Source organism: Streptomyces cadmiisoli (assembly GCF_003261055.1).
GTDB lineage: Bacteria > Actinomycetota > Actinomycetes > Streptomycetales > Streptomycetaceae > Streptomyces > Streptomyces cadmiisoli.
Map to the genome: position 1 here is coordinate 788530 of NZ_CP030074.1, position 17561 is coordinate 806090.

14 protein-coding genes and 2 pseudogenes are annotated in these 17561 nt (G+C 62.5%); 11 read left to right on the forward strand and 5 right to left on the reverse strand.

The window, feature by feature from the left end:
* Positions 1-67 precede the first annotated feature (67 nt).
* A complete protein-coding gene (locus DN051_RS45635; protein WP_162625217.1) occupies positions 68-601 on the forward strand; it encodes a hypothetical protein in 534 nt (177 codons plus the stop codon).
* Positions 602-809: 208 nt separating this feature from the next.
* Here the strand turns inward: DN051_RS45635 and DN051_RS44010 are convergent.
* Positions 810-2181, reverse strand: a pseudogene (locus DN051_RS44010) (IS1380 family transposase).
* Between the two features lie 358 nt (positions 2182-2539).
* Between DN051_RS44010 and DN051_RS45640 the strand changes: the two are divergent.
* The 7 genes from DN051_RS45640 (at position 2540) to DN051_RS47445 (ending at position 11840) form a co-directional block, all read left to right on the forward strand.
* A complete protein-coding gene (locus DN051_RS45640) occupies positions 2540-2953 on the forward strand; it encodes a hypothetical protein (protein ID WP_162625218.1) in 414 nt (137 codons plus the stop codon).
* Between the two features lie 216 nt (positions 2954-3169).
* On the forward strand, positions 3170-4048 hold the full coding sequence (locus DN051_RS44015; RefSeq protein WP_162625219.1) for an HlyD family efflux transporter periplasmic adaptor subunit: 879 nt from the start codon (positions 3170-3172) through the stop codon (positions 4046-4048).
* A 61-nt stretch (positions 4049-4109) separates the two neighbouring features.
* Positions 4110-6296 carry an NHLP family bacteriocin export ABC transporter peptidase/permease/ATPase subunit gene (locus DN051_RS44020; RefSeq protein WP_112443296.1) on the forward strand — a complete coding sequence of 729 codons (2187 nt, stop codon included), beginning with the start codon at positions 4110-4112 and terminating at the stop codon, positions 6294-6296.
* A gap of 2 nt (positions 6297-6298) precedes the next feature.
* Positions 6299-9235, forward strand: coding sequence for an NHLP bacteriocin export ABC transporter permease/ATPase subunit (locus DN051_RS44025; protein ID WP_112443297.1), 2937 nt, complete (start codon positions 6299-6301; stop codon positions 9233-9235).
* A 35-nt stretch (positions 9236-9270) separates the two neighbouring features.
* Positions 9271-10260, forward strand: a complete 990-nt coding sequence (locus DN051_RS45645) for a DUF8094 domain-containing protein (protein WP_162625220.1) — start codon at positions 9271-9273, stop codon at positions 10258-10260.
* Positions 10261-10302: 42 nt separating this feature from the next.
* Positions 10303-10458 carry a hypothetical protein gene (locus DN051_RS45650; protein ID WP_162625221.1) on the forward strand — a complete coding sequence of 52 codons (156 nt, stop codon included), beginning with the start codon at positions 10303-10305 and terminating at the stop codon, positions 10456-10458.
* Between the two features lie 1253 nt (positions 10459-11711).
* Positions 11712-11840 carry a hypothetical protein gene (locus DN051_RS47445; RefSeq protein WP_281289076.1) on the forward strand — a complete coding sequence of 43 codons (129 nt, stop codon included), beginning with the start codon at positions 11712-11714 and terminating at the stop codon, positions 11838-11840.
* A 1137-nt stretch (positions 11841-12977) separates the two neighbouring features.
* Here the strand turns inward: DN051_RS47445 and DN051_RS44035 are convergent.
* Positions 12978-13085 (reverse strand): annotated as a pseudogene (locus DN051_RS44035) (ATP-binding protein); the annotation flags it as partial.
* A gap of 32 nt (positions 13086-13117) precedes the next feature.
* Here DN051_RS44035 and DN051_RS44040 point away from each other — a divergent pair.
* The 3 genes from DN051_RS44040 (at position 13118) to DN051_RS44050 (ending at position 15277) form a co-directional block, all read left to right on the forward strand.
* Positions 13118-13849 carry a hypothetical protein gene (locus DN051_RS44040; RefSeq protein ID WP_246041230.1) on the forward strand — a complete coding sequence of 244 codons (732 nt, stop codon included), beginning with the start codon at positions 13118-13120 and terminating at the stop codon, positions 13847-13849.
* Between the two features lie 244 nt (positions 13850-14093).
* Complete coding sequence (locus DN051_RS44045; protein ID WP_112443299.1) at positions 14094-14393, forward strand: transposase; 300 nt, start codon at positions 14094-14096, stop codon at positions 14391-14393.
* The gene (locus DN051_RS44050) at positions 14390-15277 is read left to right on the forward strand and encodes an IS3 family transposase (RefSeq protein WP_112443300.1); all 888 of its coding nucleotides are present in this window, start codon (positions 14390-14392) and stop codon (positions 15275-15277) included. Before DN051_RS44045 ends, DN051_RS44050 begins: the two co-directional genes overlap by 4 nt.
* 104 nt (positions 15278-15381) lie before the next feature.
* On the opposite strand, the gene DN051_RS44055 is transcribed toward DN051_RS44050, so the two are convergent.
* From DN051_RS44055 to DN051_RS44065, 3 genes are all read right to left on the reverse strand, one after another.
* On the reverse strand, positions 15382-16230 hold the full coding sequence (locus DN051_RS44055; RefSeq protein WP_112443301.1) for an ABC transporter permease: 849 nt from the start codon (positions 16228-16230) through the stop codon (positions 15382-15384).
* 1 nt (position 16231) lies between these two features.
* Positions 16232-17245 (reverse strand): ATP-binding cassette domain-containing protein, encoded by a 1014-nt coding sequence (locus DN051_RS44060; protein WP_246041231.1) that lies wholly within the window; start codon positions 17243-17245, stop codon positions 16232-16234.
* Positions 17246-17317: 72 nt separating this feature from the next.
* Positions 17318-17530, reverse strand: coding sequence for an MbtH family protein (locus DN051_RS44065; RefSeq protein ID WP_112443302.1), 213 nt, complete (start codon positions 17528-17530; stop codon positions 17318-17320).
* Positions 17531-17561: the final 31 nt, after the last annotated feature.

Below are 17561 nucleotides of genomic sequence, written 5' to 3' on the forward strand. Positions count from 1 at the left end.
GCTTGCACTTGCCACCCCGACAGGAAAGCCAGTAGCAAAGGGATCTCCGCAACGTACAGTCGCCGAGATGATCGCCAACATAATGGCCGATCGGCGAACTATTCAACCCACTATGGTTCCCGCGGAGATAATCGATGCTGGCACTATCGAGACCCTTTCTGGTGTCGCCGGTTCCGCTATTTCCGAGAATGGTAGGCCTCACACAGGACACAAAGTTGCTGACGTCCCAGATGAGGCAATTCTGTGTCTTGAACAGACGGGCGTGATAGATTGGTGCAGGCAGATGGTTCCCGCGGTCGAAGTCTCTGGTGCCACATTCATCTATTACAACGAGGCCGGAGAAGACAGTAAGCTGCACGTGGATGACAATGCAAGGTGGGTCTACAATCTTCTCATTTGCCTTAGCCGCAGGAAGCCGGAAACTGGGCCGGGGTCAGCCACCTACTTCATGCTAGGAAATGGCGTTACGAAAGCTCATCGACTTAACGGCGGAGAAGCAATTTTCTTCCACTCTGAATCTACTCCGCATGGCCGTACGCCTATAGTCGCCGATGAGCAAGTGCTCCTATTGTCTGTCGCTTTGAGGGAAAGCAGCTATTGATTCTCAACGCGATACTGAAAGCTGGCTTCGTAACTAGCCTCGATTTTGCATGAGGGTGCGTCAGCTTGCTGGCGGACCCTTTCTGCTCATTCAGGGCGGAGATTTCGGCTCGCGGACATGCTGATGGCCCGGCTGTCGCGTCGGATGGGCGCCGGGTTCCACGACTCCGGTCGGGGTGGTGCTGCTCGCAGGGACGGGACCAGGCTGGTCAGCCTGGGTTCGGGAGGGCTTCGAGTCGTGCCAGGGCGTCGGTGATTACGTCTGTCCAGGGCCAGTGGCGTGCGACCCTCAGGTGCCGGCGGCGGGCGGTCCTGATGATCTGAGCGGCGGCGGAGACGAGACGGAGCCGGAGACGACGGGGCTCCCGCCTGCGGGTTTCTCCGGTCAGAGCGAGCATGGGCATCCAGGCCAGCAGGTCGAGGGCGATCTGGACGGTCTCCAGCCAGATCTGGTTCTGTGCGGTGTCGTGCAGGGGGAGGTTGCGCAGGCCGGTGGCGCGGGCGGCGCGGATGCGGTCCTCGGCCCTCGCGCGCTGGTGGTGCCGCAGTTCGAGTGCGGCGATCGGATCGCCGGTGGTGTTGGTGGCGAACGCGGTGAGCCGCAGGCCGTCGGCGTCGGTGAGCCGCAACTGGGCGCCGGGGTGAGGCCGTTCCTTGCGGACGATCAGCCGTATCCCCTGCGGCCAGCCGGCCAGGACATTGCCGGTGAGTTCGGCGACCCAGGCGCCGTCGCGGATCTCGCCGCCCGGCTCGACGGCCGCTGTCCATGCGGTGGGCGGAACCTCAAGGGCGGCGTGGTGGATGGCGTCGGTGATGGTCATGCCGACCGAGTACGACAGCCACCGGCCGCGCTGGGCGAGCCAGGCGACGAACTCGTGGGTTCCGCCTCCGGAGTCGGTGCGGATCAGCGTCCGGCGTCCGCGCCGGTACTTCTTCGGCAGTTGGGCCAGGGCGAGCTGGGCGGTTTCGATGTGGTCGGCGGCGGTGTTGCTGCCCGCGTTGCCCGGCCTGAGCAGGCCGGCCACCGGCTCCCCGCTTCCGCCGCTTCCGTGATCGACGAAGCCCGTCAGCGGGTGGTGTCCGAAGGTCTTCTTCCAGGTCGCGGTGGCGTCCTGCTTGTCGGAGTGCGCCAGCACCAGCACCCCGTCCAGGTCCACGATCACCTGTCCGGTCGTGCTACGGCCACGAGGCTCCGGCCAACTTCCAGACACGCTCGCGTGATTCGGCTCGTGCTGAACGGATCGCGGTCAGGGCCTTCAAGCCCGCCGCGGCCAGAGTGAGGCGGGAGACGGTCGGGTCAGAGGCCACCGGGCCGAACACAGCCGGCTCGGCCCGCATCATCGCGACATCGGCCAGACAGTCCCCGCCCAGTGCGACCGCCAGCGGCGCATCCAGCACGATCTTGCCCGGATCGTGCACGGCCCTGGCCTTCCGCCACGGCGCCAGCGCCGCTGATATTGCCCTGTCCAAGCCGACCTTGCGGACGGTCTCGACCAACAGCACGCTCCCGGCCTGGGAGACCACAGCCCGGCCGCCGCCCTCGATGCGGACATGCGGGTACGACCCGATACGCTTCCTCACCTGAGGAGTGCTTCTTTCCTCGCAGCCAACAGGACTCTCGACAAGCCCTATCGTTGCAGGTCAGGAGCACTTCTCGCGTTTGCGATCAAGCCTTGGACAGCTCACGTCATGAAAGCGCGAGGCTAGCCACGCCACGGGCCTCCTCGGCCCGCTTGAGACACCCTCCGACCCAGCTATCTTGGCCTGTGCCTTCTTGGGTGCCGAGCACCTTGGGGACAGGGCGCATCCCGGCGGTATGCCTACCGATGTGCGGTCGACGGGATTGTTGTAGCTACCGAAGGTCGCCCACCGTGGCACCGAAATGGGTGCCGAAAAATATGACGAAGCACGTTGACTCGAACTTTCTCTCCATGACTCAATGGATCTTGTGCTGAATCGTAGAAGGCTGGGCTATCGGCTTGGTGCCGTAGCAAGTCATATGGGGGTTGGTCTGCTTCAGTATCAGAAAGTTGAAGAATTTATCAATTGTTATACGCGCTTACTCACCCAGGTCTGGGGCAGCGAGGAATGTTCGCGTCGTTTGGATGAGCATCCCCGCACTCTACTGTCGGAAGTCGGCCTGAATATCTCAGCCGATGCTACATTGCATGTGCTGAGGGAAGAGATCGCGGGCTTCCATCTCGGTCACCAGATAGATCTCTGGAATCAAGGCCTCCAGACAGGACAGTTCACATTGTACGTACCGCGCCCGCTGTGCGCTGATGGAGATCTCAGCGAAGTGGACCTCGGTGACCTAGCCGGCGGAGTGAAAATCAACTGCCAGATACTTTGAACCATATATCGCCATGTCGGCAGTAACAAAAGGGCGGTATACCTCAGAGGCCTCGTGACGACCGAAATCCAGCGTACATTGTCAACACTGTATTTGACGCAGGACGGTTCCGATGTCTCGTCTGGTCGCTACAGAGCGACTGGTGGAGTGTCTTGTCCCAGTGCCGATATCAGGCTCACCACTAAGCCACGCGTCGACTCGAACCAGCGGTCGAAGTTGGTTGAGAAGATTCGTATTGAGCAACCACCGTCCTTTTTCCCTGCCGCGTTGAGAAGGCGAGCAGCACCTGTGAAATTTCGTCAGCAGGCACTGGCCAAACTGCAGAGCCCGACCGTACTGGATGCCCCCATCCAATTGGCACAGCCGCGCAATTTGCTATCACTCGCCGTGGTAGCCCTACTGGTCGTTTGTGGCGGAGTCTGGGCTGTGACTGGCTCAATACCCAGGCAGACCACGGCCACGGGGATCCTCACCCACGCCAAAGGCAGCATTTATTTCGAGAGTCCACACACGGGCCAAATCACGGGTGTGTTTGTCACTGCGGGCTCGATTTTTCCAGCCAAGACTCCACTGTTCAACATCCAGAGCGAGACCGGCGAACGTACAGTTCGTTCCACAGCAGGGGGGCGCATCATCAGCTTGCTGGGTAGTGTCGGCCAGCAGATCTCCCAGGGAGCACAGCTTGCGGTGATCGAGCGCGTGGACGATATCCACGACCCCGTCGTGGCCGCCCTATATGTACCACAATCGTCGGCGGGCTTGGTCCGGGTAGGCAGTCAGGTCGACCTGGACGTTCGCTCCGCGCCCTCAAAGTCTTATGGCATTCTGCGTGGGACAGTGGAGTCGATCGGGCAATTCCCACAAACTGAGTCGCAGATCGCGAGCTTCCTCGGGGATGCACAGCTGGCGAAGACGTTCACCATGACAGGGCAGCCGATGAGCGTGATCGTACGTATTACGCCAGATAGCTCCACTATTAGCGGCTTCAGTTGGTCCAGGGGGGCGGGCCCGCCTTACCAGATCGACTCACGCTCTCTGGTCACCGGGGCCATCCACCTGGCACCCATCAAGCCAGTCGATTGGATCTCGGCCTAGCCATGATCTTTACGCCGCGTGACACCCCTGGATCCCGATCCGTTGGTGGTGATTCTCCAAAATGAGCACGGAAAGACGACCTTCTTGCCGGCGAACCACACAGCGGGTCAGGACACAGAGCGTCCTTCAAATGGAGGCAGTCGAGTGCGGAGCGGCCAGCCTGGCCATGGTGCTGCGCTACTTCGGCCGCTACGTGCCACTGGAAGAACTGCGGACCGCTTGTGGAGTCTCCCGCGATGGCTCCAAGGCAACCAACATCATGAAGGCGGCGCGCGAGTACGGCATGATCGCGAGAGGGGTCCGTAAGGAGCCTGAAGGGCTGGCTGCCGGAAAACTACCGCTCATTCTTTTTTGGGAGTTCAACCATTTCGTAGTCCTGGAGGGATTCGGTCGGCGATTCGGGCAGGAGGTCGTCTACCTCAATGATCCGGCGCAAGGTCACCGCACTGTCAGTGCGTCTGAATTCGATGCGAGTTTTACCGGGGTAGCACTGGATCTGAGGCCAGGGCCTGATTTCCAGGTTGGCGGGAAGCCGCCGGGCCAGCTCTCCGGGCTAAGAAGGCGCTATTTCGGCAGTGACCTGCTCCTCGTCCTCGCTGTCCTGACCAGCCTATTGCTCACCGTGACGGGCGTGGCCCTGCCTGCGTACACGCGGGCATTTGTTGACACCATCCTCGTGGGTGGAGATACCTCAATCAGGATCCCCTTCGTCCTGTTGATGACCGCGACCATCGTCGCCACGGCTTTGCTCACCGGGCTGAGAGAGTCCTTCTTGCACCGTGTCAGGATCATCAGCGCGACCATCGGTAGCTCACGTTTCTTGCGCCATCTCTTCAGGCTGCCCGCTCGATTCTTCACTCAGCGAAGTCCTGCCGATATCACAAACCGCATGCAGACCAACGACACGCTGGCCGTCACACTCGCCAATGACCTTTCTGGGGCCGTGATCAGCGCCATGGTTGTTGTCCTGTATGCCGCGCTCATGTGGACGTACAGCGTGGTACTCACGCTGCTGTGCATCGTGGTCGCTCTGGGGAACATCGTCGCACTACGGTTGGCGACCCGGGCCCGTTCGAACGGCGTAACCCGTCTAGCAGCGGACCGTGCAACCTTCCTGACGACGTCCTACAGCGGACTCCAACTGATTGAGAGCATGAAGGCGTCGGGTGCAGAGAACGAGCACTTTCGCCGATGGGCCAGCGAACACGCCGTGGTCATGACGGGTCAGCAAAAGGTGGGCGTGCCCCCGGCCCTCCTGGCCGTCGTGCCTCCCGCCCTGGCCAGTGTGAACGCCACTCTCATCCTTCTCGTCGGCGGATTGCAGGCACTTTCAGGTCACATCACAGTCGGTCTGCTTGTCGCTTTTCAGGCTCTAGTCGTAGCCTTCACAGCGCCGATGGGCCAGTTCACGGCTGTCGCCGGGCGGATGCAGGATTTCGTCGTACAGTTGACGCGGCTGAGGGACGTCGAGAACTTCCCAGTCGACGAGGCTACTGACGACCCGTTGGACGGACGGCCGCTGCGGCGACTGACAGGTCAGTTGGTCTTCGACGAGGTAACGTTTGGCTACAGCCCTCTCACGTCCCCGCTGATTCAGAAGCTGTCCTTTTCTGTGGGGCCTGGCGAGCAGATCGCACTGGTCGGTGGCTCAGGCAGCGGAAAGTCTACGGTGACGCGACTCCTCTCTGGGCTGTATCAGCCCTGGGAGGGCGCAATCACCATCGACGGAATATTCCGCAACAGCATTCCGCGTGCGCAGTTCAGCGCTTCTGTCGCGTTCGTCGACCAGGACATCTTTCTATTCGAGGGGACGATCCGCGACAATCTCACCTTGTGGGACCAGTCCGTGCCGGACGACGACATCATCAACGCCCTGAAGAGCGCGCACATCTATGACGTGATCTCGTCCAGGCCAGGGGGCATCTACAGTCAGGTGGAGCAGGACGGCCGGAATTTCTCGGGTGGGCAGCGTCAGCGACTTGAGATCGCGCGTGCCCTCGTCCGTAACCCGAGTTTGCTGGTTCTAGACGAGGCTACGAGCGCGCTGGATGCGGAGACGGAAAGCCTGATTACGGACAACCTTAGGCGTCGCGGCTGCGCCACGATCGTTGTGGCTCACCGCCTGAGCACGATTCGAGACAGCGACCAGATCATCGTTCTGGAGCGCGGCTTGATGGTCGAACAGGGCGACCACGAGAAGCTCGTGTCCGCGGCAGGGCGCTACGCCCAACTGATCGGGGAACACTAACCATGGCGCACGCACAGGTGCGTAGCACCGCCGAAGCACTGCATCAGAGGTGGGAGGCACTGGCGCAGCTGGGCGAACACGTCGATTGCTCCGGGCGTCAGATCCTCCTGAACCGCCAAGGTGCGTTGTGGCTGGTTACGGAAGGCGAGTTCGACCTCTTCGCAGTCGATGTCGGAGCTCACGGACCATGGCACCACATCGGCCGGCTCGGGGTTGGCACCATTTGTCTGGCCCCTGTGGCGGATGCACAACACGACCTTGTGCTGCGTCCGCTGCGCGATGCGGCACTGCGACGGCTATCGGTATGCGAGACGGTCCAGGCGATGGAGGGCCGTGCGTCAACGCGGGACACGGCCAGGCCTTTGATCCCCCTGCTGGCAGAGGGGATCGACCGCGGTCTCGCAGTGCTGATGGACTTCATCCAGGAAGGCTTGCCACCCCAGCACTTCATTCCCCTGGTCCCGAGCACCGAGGTCGAACTGGCCGCAGGTGATGACGGACGTCCACAGGACGGCATCGTGTGGGTGGAGATTCTCGCTGGAGAGGTGTGTTCCGGAGGGGACGCCCATGCTGGGACCCTCACCCGGGGCGATAGCTTGACTCTGGGCCCGGGGGACTGGATCAGGAGTCTCTCGGCCGCCCGAATTCGCATCCGCTCGACCCGCAATCTGCAGCGTGATGGGGAACTGTGGCATCACGTCGCGCAATTCGAGAACCGCATTCTGCATCTGGTAGACCGGGCGATCGAGAGCAGGGAAGACCACGCGGAGCGCCGGATCAACGCAGGGCTGGCGGCCGACCAGGCGGCGGCCCAACGGGCGGAGCAGGCTCTTAGCGGAGTCCTGCAACCGTCGGTCCGAGACACATCGCGGCCTGCCGGAGGTGACGACGACGCGACATCGGCCGCGTGCCGGGTCGTGGCGCAGGCCCTGGGTATCGAGCACGTACCTTCACGTGGCACGGCGCCGATGACAAAGGTGGGGCCGATCGAGCAGTGGGCAGTGCAGGCCCGGTTGCGGACCCGAGTGGTCGGTCTCAAAGATGCTTGGTGGCAGACCAACATCGGTCCGCTGGTCGGGCACCTGAAAAGGAGCGGCGCCCCCGTCGCCCTCTTGTGGCATCGTGGGAAGTACCGGGCCTGGAACCCGGCGACCGGTTCGTGGACGGAGCTCGACCGGAGCGCTGCCGGGGAGTACGAGCCACGCGGTTGCATGCTGTACCGGCCGCTACCCGAAGGCGCTATCAGTAACTGGCGTCTGGTGCGCGAGGGTTTGCGTGGTGCCGGTAGTGACATGCGTTCGGTTGCTTTGAGTACACTCATTGCAGTGGTATTGAGCGTCCTCGTACCGATCAGTACTGGCACGGTGCTCGGGCAGTTGGTGCCACAGGCCCAACGAAGCCTGATCATCGAAGTGTGTATCGCGCTCTTCATGGCCACACTGGCCGCAGCGGCGTTTGCTGTGATGCAGAACGTTGCGCTGCTGCGGTTGGAGGGGCGTTTCGAGGCCACCGTGCAGGCTGCGGTCTGGGACCGGTTGCTGAGGCTGCCGATGACGTTCTACCGGCGATACTCCACCGGTGAACTGGCTGGCGCGGCACTCGGTGTCGCCGAACTCCGCACCGTACTGATGGGCGTGAGTTCTACAGTTCTGTACGCCAGCGCAGTAGCACTGGTCAACTTCATCGTCCTCTTGTGGATCAGCGTGCCGTTCGGCCTGCTGAGTGCCCTTTTCGTCGTGATCGGACTCGCAGCGTTCGGCATTCTAGGCACACGCCAGATGCGATGGGAGACGCAGGCGCTCCATCTGGGTTATGAGCTGAACAACAAGGTCTTTCAGACGCTGCGCGGGATGCCCAAGCTCCAGGTGGCCGCTGCGGAAAATCGGGCCTACGCCGACTGGGCGGGCACTTTCTCCCAGCAGAAGAATCTACAGAAGCGCATCGCTGGGTATCAAAAGGCGATCACAGTCTTCAATGCTGCCTTTCCGCACAGTTGCCTGCTGGTGTTCTTCATCGTCACGTCTAGCTCAGAACAAGCCCTGTCCGTGTCCGAGTTTCTGACATTTAACGCATCCCTCACCCTCATGCTGGCCGCACTCACTCAAGTGACTGGAGGCGTCGCCTCGGCGGTCGCTATTGTTCCCATCTATACCCGGCTCCAGCCAATTCTTCAGGAGCCACTGGAGTCCTCTGTCATGAGCAGCGATCCTGGGGAACTTTCCGGCGACGTCGAAGTCAGCCATCTCACGTTCGGCTACTCACAGGATGCGCCACCAGTGCTGGACGATATCTCCTTCCGTGTACGGCCAGGCGAGTTCGTGGCTGTTGTTGGTGCCAGCGGCGGGGGAAAGTCGACATTGCTGCGTCTGCTTCTCGGTTTCGAGAAGCCAGATGCTGGCACGGTGCTCTTTGACGGGCAGGACTTGTCAGCCCTCGACAGCGCAGCTGTCCGCCGGCAGTGCGGGGTGGTGCTACAACAGGTTCAGCCATTCAGTGGCTCCATATTCCAGGCGATCACCGGATCTGGGAATTACTCGATGGACGAGGCTTGGGCCGCAGCCGAACTCGCCGGCCTACGCGAGGACATCGAAGCCATGCCGATGAACATGCACACGCTCATCAGCGATGCCTCAACTCTTTCCGGCGGCCAGCGTCAGCGCTTGGCAATCGCGCACGCCCTCATCCGGCGCCCTAGGATTCTGTTCTTTGACGAGGCGACCAGTGCCCTTGACAACGCGACTCAGCAGACCGTTACCGAGGCCACCCGGCAACTGCGCGCGACACGCATCGTAATTGCGCATCGACTGTCGACAGTCATGGACGCCGACAAGATCATAGTCCTCTCTCAGGGGAGAATTGCGCAGTTTGGCTCCCCTACGGATCTGCTCGCCGATCCGGATGGGCTCTTCTACCAGCTAGTTCGAAGACAAATGCATTGATGGGACAGTTGATGCGTTCATTTAGATTCTCCCGTGTGCCCGCCTCTGCTTGCGGGCTGCTCGTCACTGCTGTGTTCCTCGTCGGATGTGGCACCGTCAGCCAGGAGACCGAGCAGAAGCAGCCACCCTCCGAAACTGCCGCAGTGACGACAGCAGACGCTACGACAGTCGTGCGCAGCTACGATCAGAAGAACAATCTGGCGAACAGCGCATTCAACATGGGTGACCTTGCAGCCATCGAAACGCCTCCTCTGCGCACCGCGAGCGAGGCCCTGATGAAGATCAGCAAGAACTTGCGACAGGAAATTCCGCAAATTGCTCATACCAGCCCGCGATTCGTCATTCCGGTACAGCCTGGCTATCCGCGGTTTTACCTGTCGATCTCTCAGCGCGTGATCGGAGGTGTCCCCTCTGCCCAGCCGACGTACACCGTCTACTATCAGGAGACACCCTCGGAACCATTTCGGGCTGCATACGCGCTGACGCCAGCCGAGCAGGAGACCGTCGGTCCATTCGCACTGAATTCTAATGGCGCCGCACAGCCAGTCACTTCCGATCCCAGTCTTCTCATGGCGCCGTCGGACCTAGGCCAAGCGATCACCAGACATTATGTGCAAGGGCTACGGGATAAGGATGACTTCCTCTACAGCGCTCCTTTGGACGACTCGCTCGGAAATGGCTACACCTTGGGCCGTAAGGTGCTTGGTAGCCGAGGTGTGACCCTGACCCGGGCAGTGAGATCCGTCGGGTCGCAGGTATTCGCTTTGAGGACGGCCGACGGCGGGGTATTGGCCTTCACCTCCGTTGTTGTCACCGACCACCTGCAAGCCAAAACAGCAAAATTCAGGGCCTCCTTGCGGGCTGGAAGTAACGACGCGGCCCTGCTCGGGAAGCCTGCCGGCGCGACGGGCAAGTCCTTCAGCATCGACCGCCTACAGATGTTTATGACTCACATCCCCACTAAAACGTCCGGCACGAAAGCAAAAGTTCTTGCTTACAGCGAGACCGCGGTGTCGGTGAAGTAACAGATCGTGCCGAGGGGCACTAGTCCATCAGAAAGGTAAATCGTGATCGACAGGAACGAGGAACAAGAGTCGGAAGCAGCTCACCTCGCGGGAGCGCATCTGACCGTTGAGGACGCCGACCAGGAACTGACGGAGCAGGACCTGGATCTGATTGACGGCGGAGACGGAGGTCAGACTCCCTACCCGCCGTACCTCTAGACGACGCGACCCGGTACTGGCTGTGCTTAGAAGCCGCATCTCGACCGAACATGGATCGTGCTGTTCGAACACGTCTCCTGCCGGGTGATCTTCCCGTTGTACGCGCATGAAGACAGGGCCTCTCGGTAGCTCGGGGATGCGAATCTGACCGAGCAGTACCGGGAGGCCCTGCTGTCGTTGTTGTACGTGTCCAAGCCCGCCCCGTTTAACTCGGTTGCTCCATTGTGTGATTGCCTTGCGCACGTGTACGGCAATGCGGCCGATCAGCCCGATCGGTTGGGACGGAATATCCATCGGACGTCACGAAAAGCCGAGTGTACGGAGGTCCGGCCACTGCTGCCGGCGCTGGCCTGGTTGTTGGCGCGGCAGAAGGAGAGCCACGGCTGCGAACCCGTCAGCCTGCGTGATTTTCGGCTTGCTGAGATGCGCGACGACTACCGGAACGAGACAGCCGCCATGCAGCCGCGGAATCCTCGGTCCCGCAGTACGGGAACATGCGAGGTATGCGGTACGGCGGTTCAGGCCAATGGATTTGGTAGGAACTACGCCAACACCAACCCCGACGAAGCGCGGATGGTGTGGTGCAAGATGAACTGGCAGGGACCTGCGGTGGCCCGCTGCACCGTCAAGCGCCTCATGTGCGAGTTCGATGTCACCGGCACTATCCGCGGACAACCGGTCCTTCCGTGCAAGTTGCTCCATCGTCGGTAGGCAGTGGGCCCGGGCAATACATGGGTTTCCGGCTAGCCAAGCACCCGGACATCGTCGGCAATGCGACCTCGACCGGGGCCACCTTCCAGCGTTCCTGGAGCACAAATTCGCCCACCTCCAGCGCCACGACACTGGCAAGAGCCTCGCCGCCCAGGCCGCCGCCATTGCGACGACCGAGCTGGTCGCAGGCAGGAGGACTCGACCCAAGTTGCAAGCCGTGATGCGCCTTTCGTTTCGTGCCACTGCGTCCGTGACCTGATCTGCCGCACGTTGGAGGAATACGGCAACCGCCGCCGAACGCAGAGCCCACATGGAACGCCTCCGCGCACTCGTCCTCGACGGCATCACGTGATCCGCCCGGCATCCGAGGCAAACGCCGGGCGCTGGGTGATCTCCCGAGACATCGCGCAGGCTTGCGGCCTCACAGCTTCCTGCAAATACCGAAAGAAGACCGAAAGAAGACCGAAAGATATGACGATCTGGTGCGAGTCTCACGCTGACCACGTTTAGACTGGAGTAACCACCAACGAGGAGGCAATATAATGGCAGACAACGATGTGACTAACGAGCATGAAGATGCTACGGATGTCGTTCTCGCTGAAGAGGAGATCGAAGATATCGCTGGCGGAAACGACAGCACCAACCCCCAGGGCGTACAGACCGGACGCTGACTCATTCGCGCTCGCCTGACCGGAGGAAGAACTCCCTGGTGTGGGCGAGTCTGGTATCGAAGCCCCTCGCGGTTGGTCGGGTAAATTCTCATCATCTCACCGCACGCGAGGGCTACGTTCGAAAGCTTGTTTAGCGCTCCAGCCGGATTGCGCTGACTAATCTGTTCTTTCGCCGGATGGCTGGAATGTGGTGGGACTTCGATGGTGTGGGGGTCTCAGGGAGATCGTCCCTCGATCGTGCGACAACGCCGCAGGAAATGACAGCGGCGGGGCCACCTTTGCTTGCCGCGAAGGGGTCCGCCAGGTTTCCTGGTGGGCCCCTTTTCCTTTCTGGCTGCGAACGCCGGAATGAACTCGTCAGCGAGGGCCCTGGCGTGTTCCTGTTCGTGCCACTGTCGGATACCCCAGCCCTCGTGTGATAGCCGGGACGTCGCCGCGATGGCCAGCACAGGCTGGTTCACGTCCACGAGGCGCTGAACAGGGCGTATTCGAGCAGGTCGGGCGAGGCGTGGGGTGCCTGCCATGGCCGAGCCCTCAAGTTCGATCATGAGGCACGCATCTTCTATAGCTGCATGGTTGAGACAGGCTAGGTTGAGAACGCTGAAATTTTGGTGTGCCCTCGTACATCCCTTGGCTGCACCTCCCTGTGGCTGCTCCAAGGATCCGGGCATTTCTAATCTTATTAGAGATGCGACCGAGTGGCGTCGACGAGACCGTGGTGTGCGCCCCCGATCGGATGCCACGGTCTTCTCTGTTCGATCAGATCCTTGCGACAGTGAGTTTTCTGTCGATATCTCTCGTTTGCAGGGCAAAGGAGTCTCAACTCGTTGGCTTGAGGCACAAACGTCAACGAGATGCACACCAGAAAGCCAGCTGCCTTGCCTCAGATCCTATTGCTTCCACACTTTCTCGTGGATCTGTGCGTTTCAGTTCCTTGTTCTGGCCGCCCTCATCTGTTTTACCGGCCGGACGAAGTGACAGATGGCACGAGTGGTCTAATCCGTTCGAGAACAGCGGAAGCTCGCGCACTGTGCGCCGCTTGTCTCGTTACTGTTGCTTGCCGCAACTGGGCTCGCGAGAGCGGTGAGTACGGCATATGCGTGTCGCGTGCATGCCGAAGAATAGTGGCTACTTTTAGCCGGCCCGGCATGCCGCGAGAGCGACGGCGACGTGCGGCCTGCCGACTCCGGGCGGCCCGAGCACGTCGGCATTCGCATTGCCATCGACGGACGAGACGGTGGCTAGAGCCAACCTCCTCTCGTCCTACAATTATGGGTGTGGCGATGACTTACAGCAGCGGAAGCTACGACGACCTTCCCAATCATGCTAGGCCGGATATCTATCTGGCTCCGCTCACCGCCACACCCACCGAGTGGGTCACCGTCCTCGGTAAGCCCATCCAGCAACGCTCCGACTGGGGGATCACCAGCTATCTGACCAGCCCTGAGGCACAGGCACACGCCTTGCAGGAGTACACCTGGAGTCAGGCAGCGATCGGCGCTGCCGGGGTCAGCACCTTCTACCCGAAGGGACGCCCGGGCTTCGGGGAAGGCCTTCGAGATGAGGACGAGCACGCGGAGTTCTTCGTCCAGCGCCGGGCCCATCTCGGGTTCGCCGAACCGACGCTGGAGTTCACCCCCTCGTTCCTGTGGTACTTCGACGCCATCCCCCGGAACGACCGCTCGTGGTACTACCTCGGCGAGGCCGGCCGTGAGCACGAACTGGTCCGCATTCGCCGCACCGACACAGAATTGCGCGTCGATATCGCGGCCTTGCCCCTACGCCGCTACCTTGCCGCGCGTAGTCGCCTTCTGGTCCTTCAGCATGACCGGATCACGTGGCTCGACCACGCACCAGAGCCGCGCATCGATGCGGTCGACCGCTCCCACCTGCGGCACTTCGTCCTCCACAGCGGAGCGACCCGCTCAGCGGAACGGCCGGGATTTGTGCGGCTGATCGGGAAGCAGATCGTGCTACCGATCGACGCAGCACTCGACGATCCAGTGTAACGGGCCGGAAATCGCGGGCCCAAGAGGTCGTTAAAGTCCTATCGAGGATGACCTGCTGTCGCCCCTTCGGGGGTGACGCAACGGTTCCGTTCTCGTGTAAGGGCGCTGTCCGCGCCCCGTCTGCACCGCTCCGACCGCGCACTCTCCAATACCCGATGGCGGACCAACTGCCCTTGTGAAGCTTCCCCTTGATCGTGGACACCTGGACACTGGGATCTTGAGGTTCCAGAGGAAGTAGCACCAGGTGGGAAGCAAGTACTTGAAGCGGTACACCGAGGAGTTCAAGCGAGACGCCATCGCGCTCGTCGACTCCTCGGGCAAGACGGTCACCGCCGTCGCCAGGGAGCTCGGGATCAGCTCCGAGTCCCTGCGCGGCTGGTATCGCCGGGCGAAGGCGGACCGGGGCGAGGACGGGTCCGGTGAGCTGACCAGTGCCGAGCGCGAGGAGCTCAAGCGGCTGCGCAGGGAGGTCCGCGAACAGCAGCAGACGATCGAGATCCTGAAAAAAGCGACGGCCTTCTTCGTGAAGGAGAACGACCGGTGAGCGAGCTGTACCGGTTGATCCATGCGGAGAAGGCGACGTACCCGATCGTCCTGCTGTGCCGGGTGCTGAAGGTCGCCCGCTCCTCCTACTACGCCTGGTGCGAGGGCGTGGCCGCCCGCCGTGTCCGCCAGGCCGCCGACGACGCGCTCGCGCACGAGATCACCGTGGTGCACATCGCTTCCCGGCACACCTACGGTGTCCCGCGCATCCACGCCGAACTGCGCCGCCTGGGCCGGCGGGTCAACCGCAAGCGCGTCGCCCGCGTGATGCGTGAGCGCGACATCCGCGGCGTCACCCGGCGCAGGCGGCGTTCGCTGACCCGGCCGGATGCGAAGGCGAAGCCGGCCCCGGACCTGATCGGCCGCGACTTCCATGCCGAGCGGCCCGGGACGAAGCTGGTCGGCGACATCACCTGCCTGCCCACCGCCGAGGGCTGGCTCTACCTCGCCTGCTGGCTGGACCTGGCCACCCGCGAGGTCGTCGGTTATGCCATGGCCGACCACCACCGCGCCGAACTCGTCGTCGACGCCCTCGACATGGCCCACGGACGGGGCGGAATGGAACCCGGCTGCGTGGTTCACAGCGATCGCGGAAGTGAATACACGTCGACCCAATTCCGTGCACGGATAGGGAAGTTGGGGCTGCGGCAGAGCTGCGGACGCACCGGATCTTGCTTCGACAACGCAGCCGCGGAGAGCTTCTGGGCCCTGCTCAAGGAGGAGATCGGCACCCGCGCCTGGCCCGACCGGGCCACCGCCCGAACCGACGTCTTCTCCTTCATCGAGACCTTCTACAACCGCCGCCGCCTGCGCAAGCACAAGACTTTCGGCTACCTCACCCCGACCGCGACCAGGCAGCGGCACCAGCACACCCTCGCGGCATAACGAACGAGTGTCCGAGATCACGGGGAAACTTCACTTGGCAGGAGACCCCCTCTCTCGGATGAGCTGCCGGCCATGGCCTCTCGTCCACAGCACGCGCTGGGTGTTCATCGGGTGGCGCTACGGTATTTACGAGTGGCCAGCCAGGAGAAGACGACCAGGATCACCAACGACCAGGTGAGCGAAGCGAGGACCGGGTGCTGCATGGGCCACACGTCGGCGGGATCGGCACCAGGGTTTCCGAACAACTGCCGACAAGCCTGGACCGTGGCGCTGAGGGGATTCCAGTACGCGATGGTCTTCAGCCAGCCGGGCATGGTGGCGACCGGGACGAAGGCGTTGGAAAGGAACGTCATGGGGAAGACCCAGATCACCCCCGCCGACCCGGCCGCCTCGGAGGTGCGGACCGAAAGACCCACCCAGGCGCCCACCCAGGAGAAGGCGTACCCGAACAGCAGCAGCAGAACGAAAGCGCCGAGTGCGGGCAGCAGGCCATGGTGGATCCGCCATCCCACCAGCAGGGCTACCACAGCGAGGACCAGCAAAGTAGCCGCGGTCTGCAGTACGTCCGCAAGCGTCCGTCCCATCAGCACCGCGGAGCGTGCCACGGGTAGCGACCTGAAACGGTCCACCAGCCCCTTGGCCATGTCCTCGGCGACTCCGGTCGAAGCGCCGGCCACTCCGAACATCACCACCTGGGTGAAGATGCCCGCCATGATGAACTCGCGGTATCCGCTCGGCCCGGCGCCCGGTACCACGACCGCGCCGCCCAGCACATAAGAGAACAACAGCACGAACATCACAGCTTGAACCAGGACGAGGACGAAGCTCTCCGGTATGCGTGTCGTCCGTCGCAGGTTGCGTTTGGTCACGGTCCACGAGTCCCGCAGCAGCCGAACCAGCCGCGGACGCGATCTGGGTGTCTCCGGGGTGACCGTCAGGCTGTTCGTCGTCATCTCAGATCTCCTCTCGAGCCGCGACCCGCGTGCCCCCGGCCCTTACTTCGACCGGAGAGGGAGCCGGACTGCCGTCAGGGACGTCGGCGTGGCCGGTCAGCGACAGGAAGACCTCGTCGAGGGTCGGCCTGCGCAGACAGATCTCGTCGGGTCGCAGACCGCGGCATTCCAACTCGTTGATCATCCCGGCGAGCACCGGGGCGCCCCCGTCGACCGGCACAGTGATCCTGCCGGTGCGCCGGTCGACGACCACGCCTGCCGTCGCGACACCGGTGATCGCCTCGACCGTGGCGGCGATCCGGTCTCGGTCGCGCACCACGATCTCGACTCGCTCGTTGCCCACCCGCGCCTTGAGCTCGTCGCTGGATCCGCGGGCGATCACCTCGCCCTTGTCGACCACAGCGATGTCGTCCGCCAGCCGATCGGCCTCCTCCAGATACTGGGTGGTGAGCAGGATGGTGCTGCCCTGGTCGGCCAGAGACTCCATCACCTCCCACAACGCGATCCGGTTGTGCGGGTCGAGGCCGGTTGTCGGCTCGTCCAGGAACATCACCGGTGGCCGTACCACGAGGGCAGCGGCGAGGTCGAGTCTGCGCCGCATTCCTCCCGAGTAAGTCTTGGCAGGCCGGTCGGCCGCAGCGCCGAGATTGAACCATTCGATCAGTTCTTTGGCCCTGACCTTGGCCTCCCGCGTGGTCATCTGGTACAGCTCACCGACCATGCGCAGGTTCTCCGTGCCGGTCAGGTACTCATCAACAGCCGCGTACTGCCCGGACAGACCGATCAGTCCACGCACTTTGTCTGGGTGACGCAGTACGTCCACCCCGGCGACGAACGCCCGGCCGGCGTCCGGGCGCAGCAAAGTGGTGAGCACCCGCACCGTGCTGGTCTTGCCCGCCCCGTTGGGCCCGAGCAGTCCGAGCACCGTTCCCTCCGGCACGTGCAGGTCGACCCCGGCCAGGGCTCGGACCCCGCCGAAGGTCTTCACCAGTCCCTGCGCACTGATGGCTTCCACCTCTCGCCTCTCCTTGTTCCACGTTCGATGTCGTCGTTCCCGGAGCGCGACGCGGACGCCGGCCGGGACAGGTCAGTTATTGTCCATCGCTGCGATCAGGCTCTTGGGCCGCATGTCGACCCACGACTCCTCGATGAACTCGAGGCATGCCTCACGACTCGCCTCGCCGAAAGCGACCGTCCACCCGTCGGGCACCTCGATGAAGGCCGCCCACAGCGAGTGCTGGCCTTCAGCGTTGACAAGGACGAGGTAGTCGGCAGTGGTGTCCTCGAAGGGGTTGGTCATGATGATTTCCTTTCTTGGGCAGATGACGGCG

Coding starts and splice junctions, on each gene's coding strand:
- DN051_RS44025 (WP_112443297.1), top strand. CDS start 6,299: ATGGCGCACGCACAGGTGCGTAGCACCGCCGAAGCACTGCATCAGAGG.
- DN051_RS45640 (WP_162625218.1), top strand. CDS start 2,540: ATGGATCTTGTGCTGAATCGTAGAAGGCTGGGCTATCGGCTTGGTGCC.
- DN051_RS44065 (WP_112443302.1), bottom strand. CDS start 17,530: ATGACCAACCCCTTCGAGGACACCACTGCCGACTACCTCGTCCTTGTC.
- DN051_RS45635 (WP_162625217.1), top strand. CDS start 68: ATGATCGCCAACATAATGGCCGATCGGCGAACTATTCAACCCACTATG.
- DN051_RS44055 (WP_112443301.1), bottom strand. CDS start 16,230: ATGACGACGAACAGCCTGACGGTCACCCCGGAGACACCCAGATCGCGT.
- DN051_RS47445 (WP_281289076.1), top strand. CDS start 11,712: ATGGCAGACAACGATGTGACTAACGAGCATGAAGATGCTACGGATGTC.
- DN051_RS44020 (WP_112443296.1), top strand. CDS start 4,110: ATGAGCACGGAAAGACGACCTTCTTGCCGGCGAACCACACAGCGGGTC.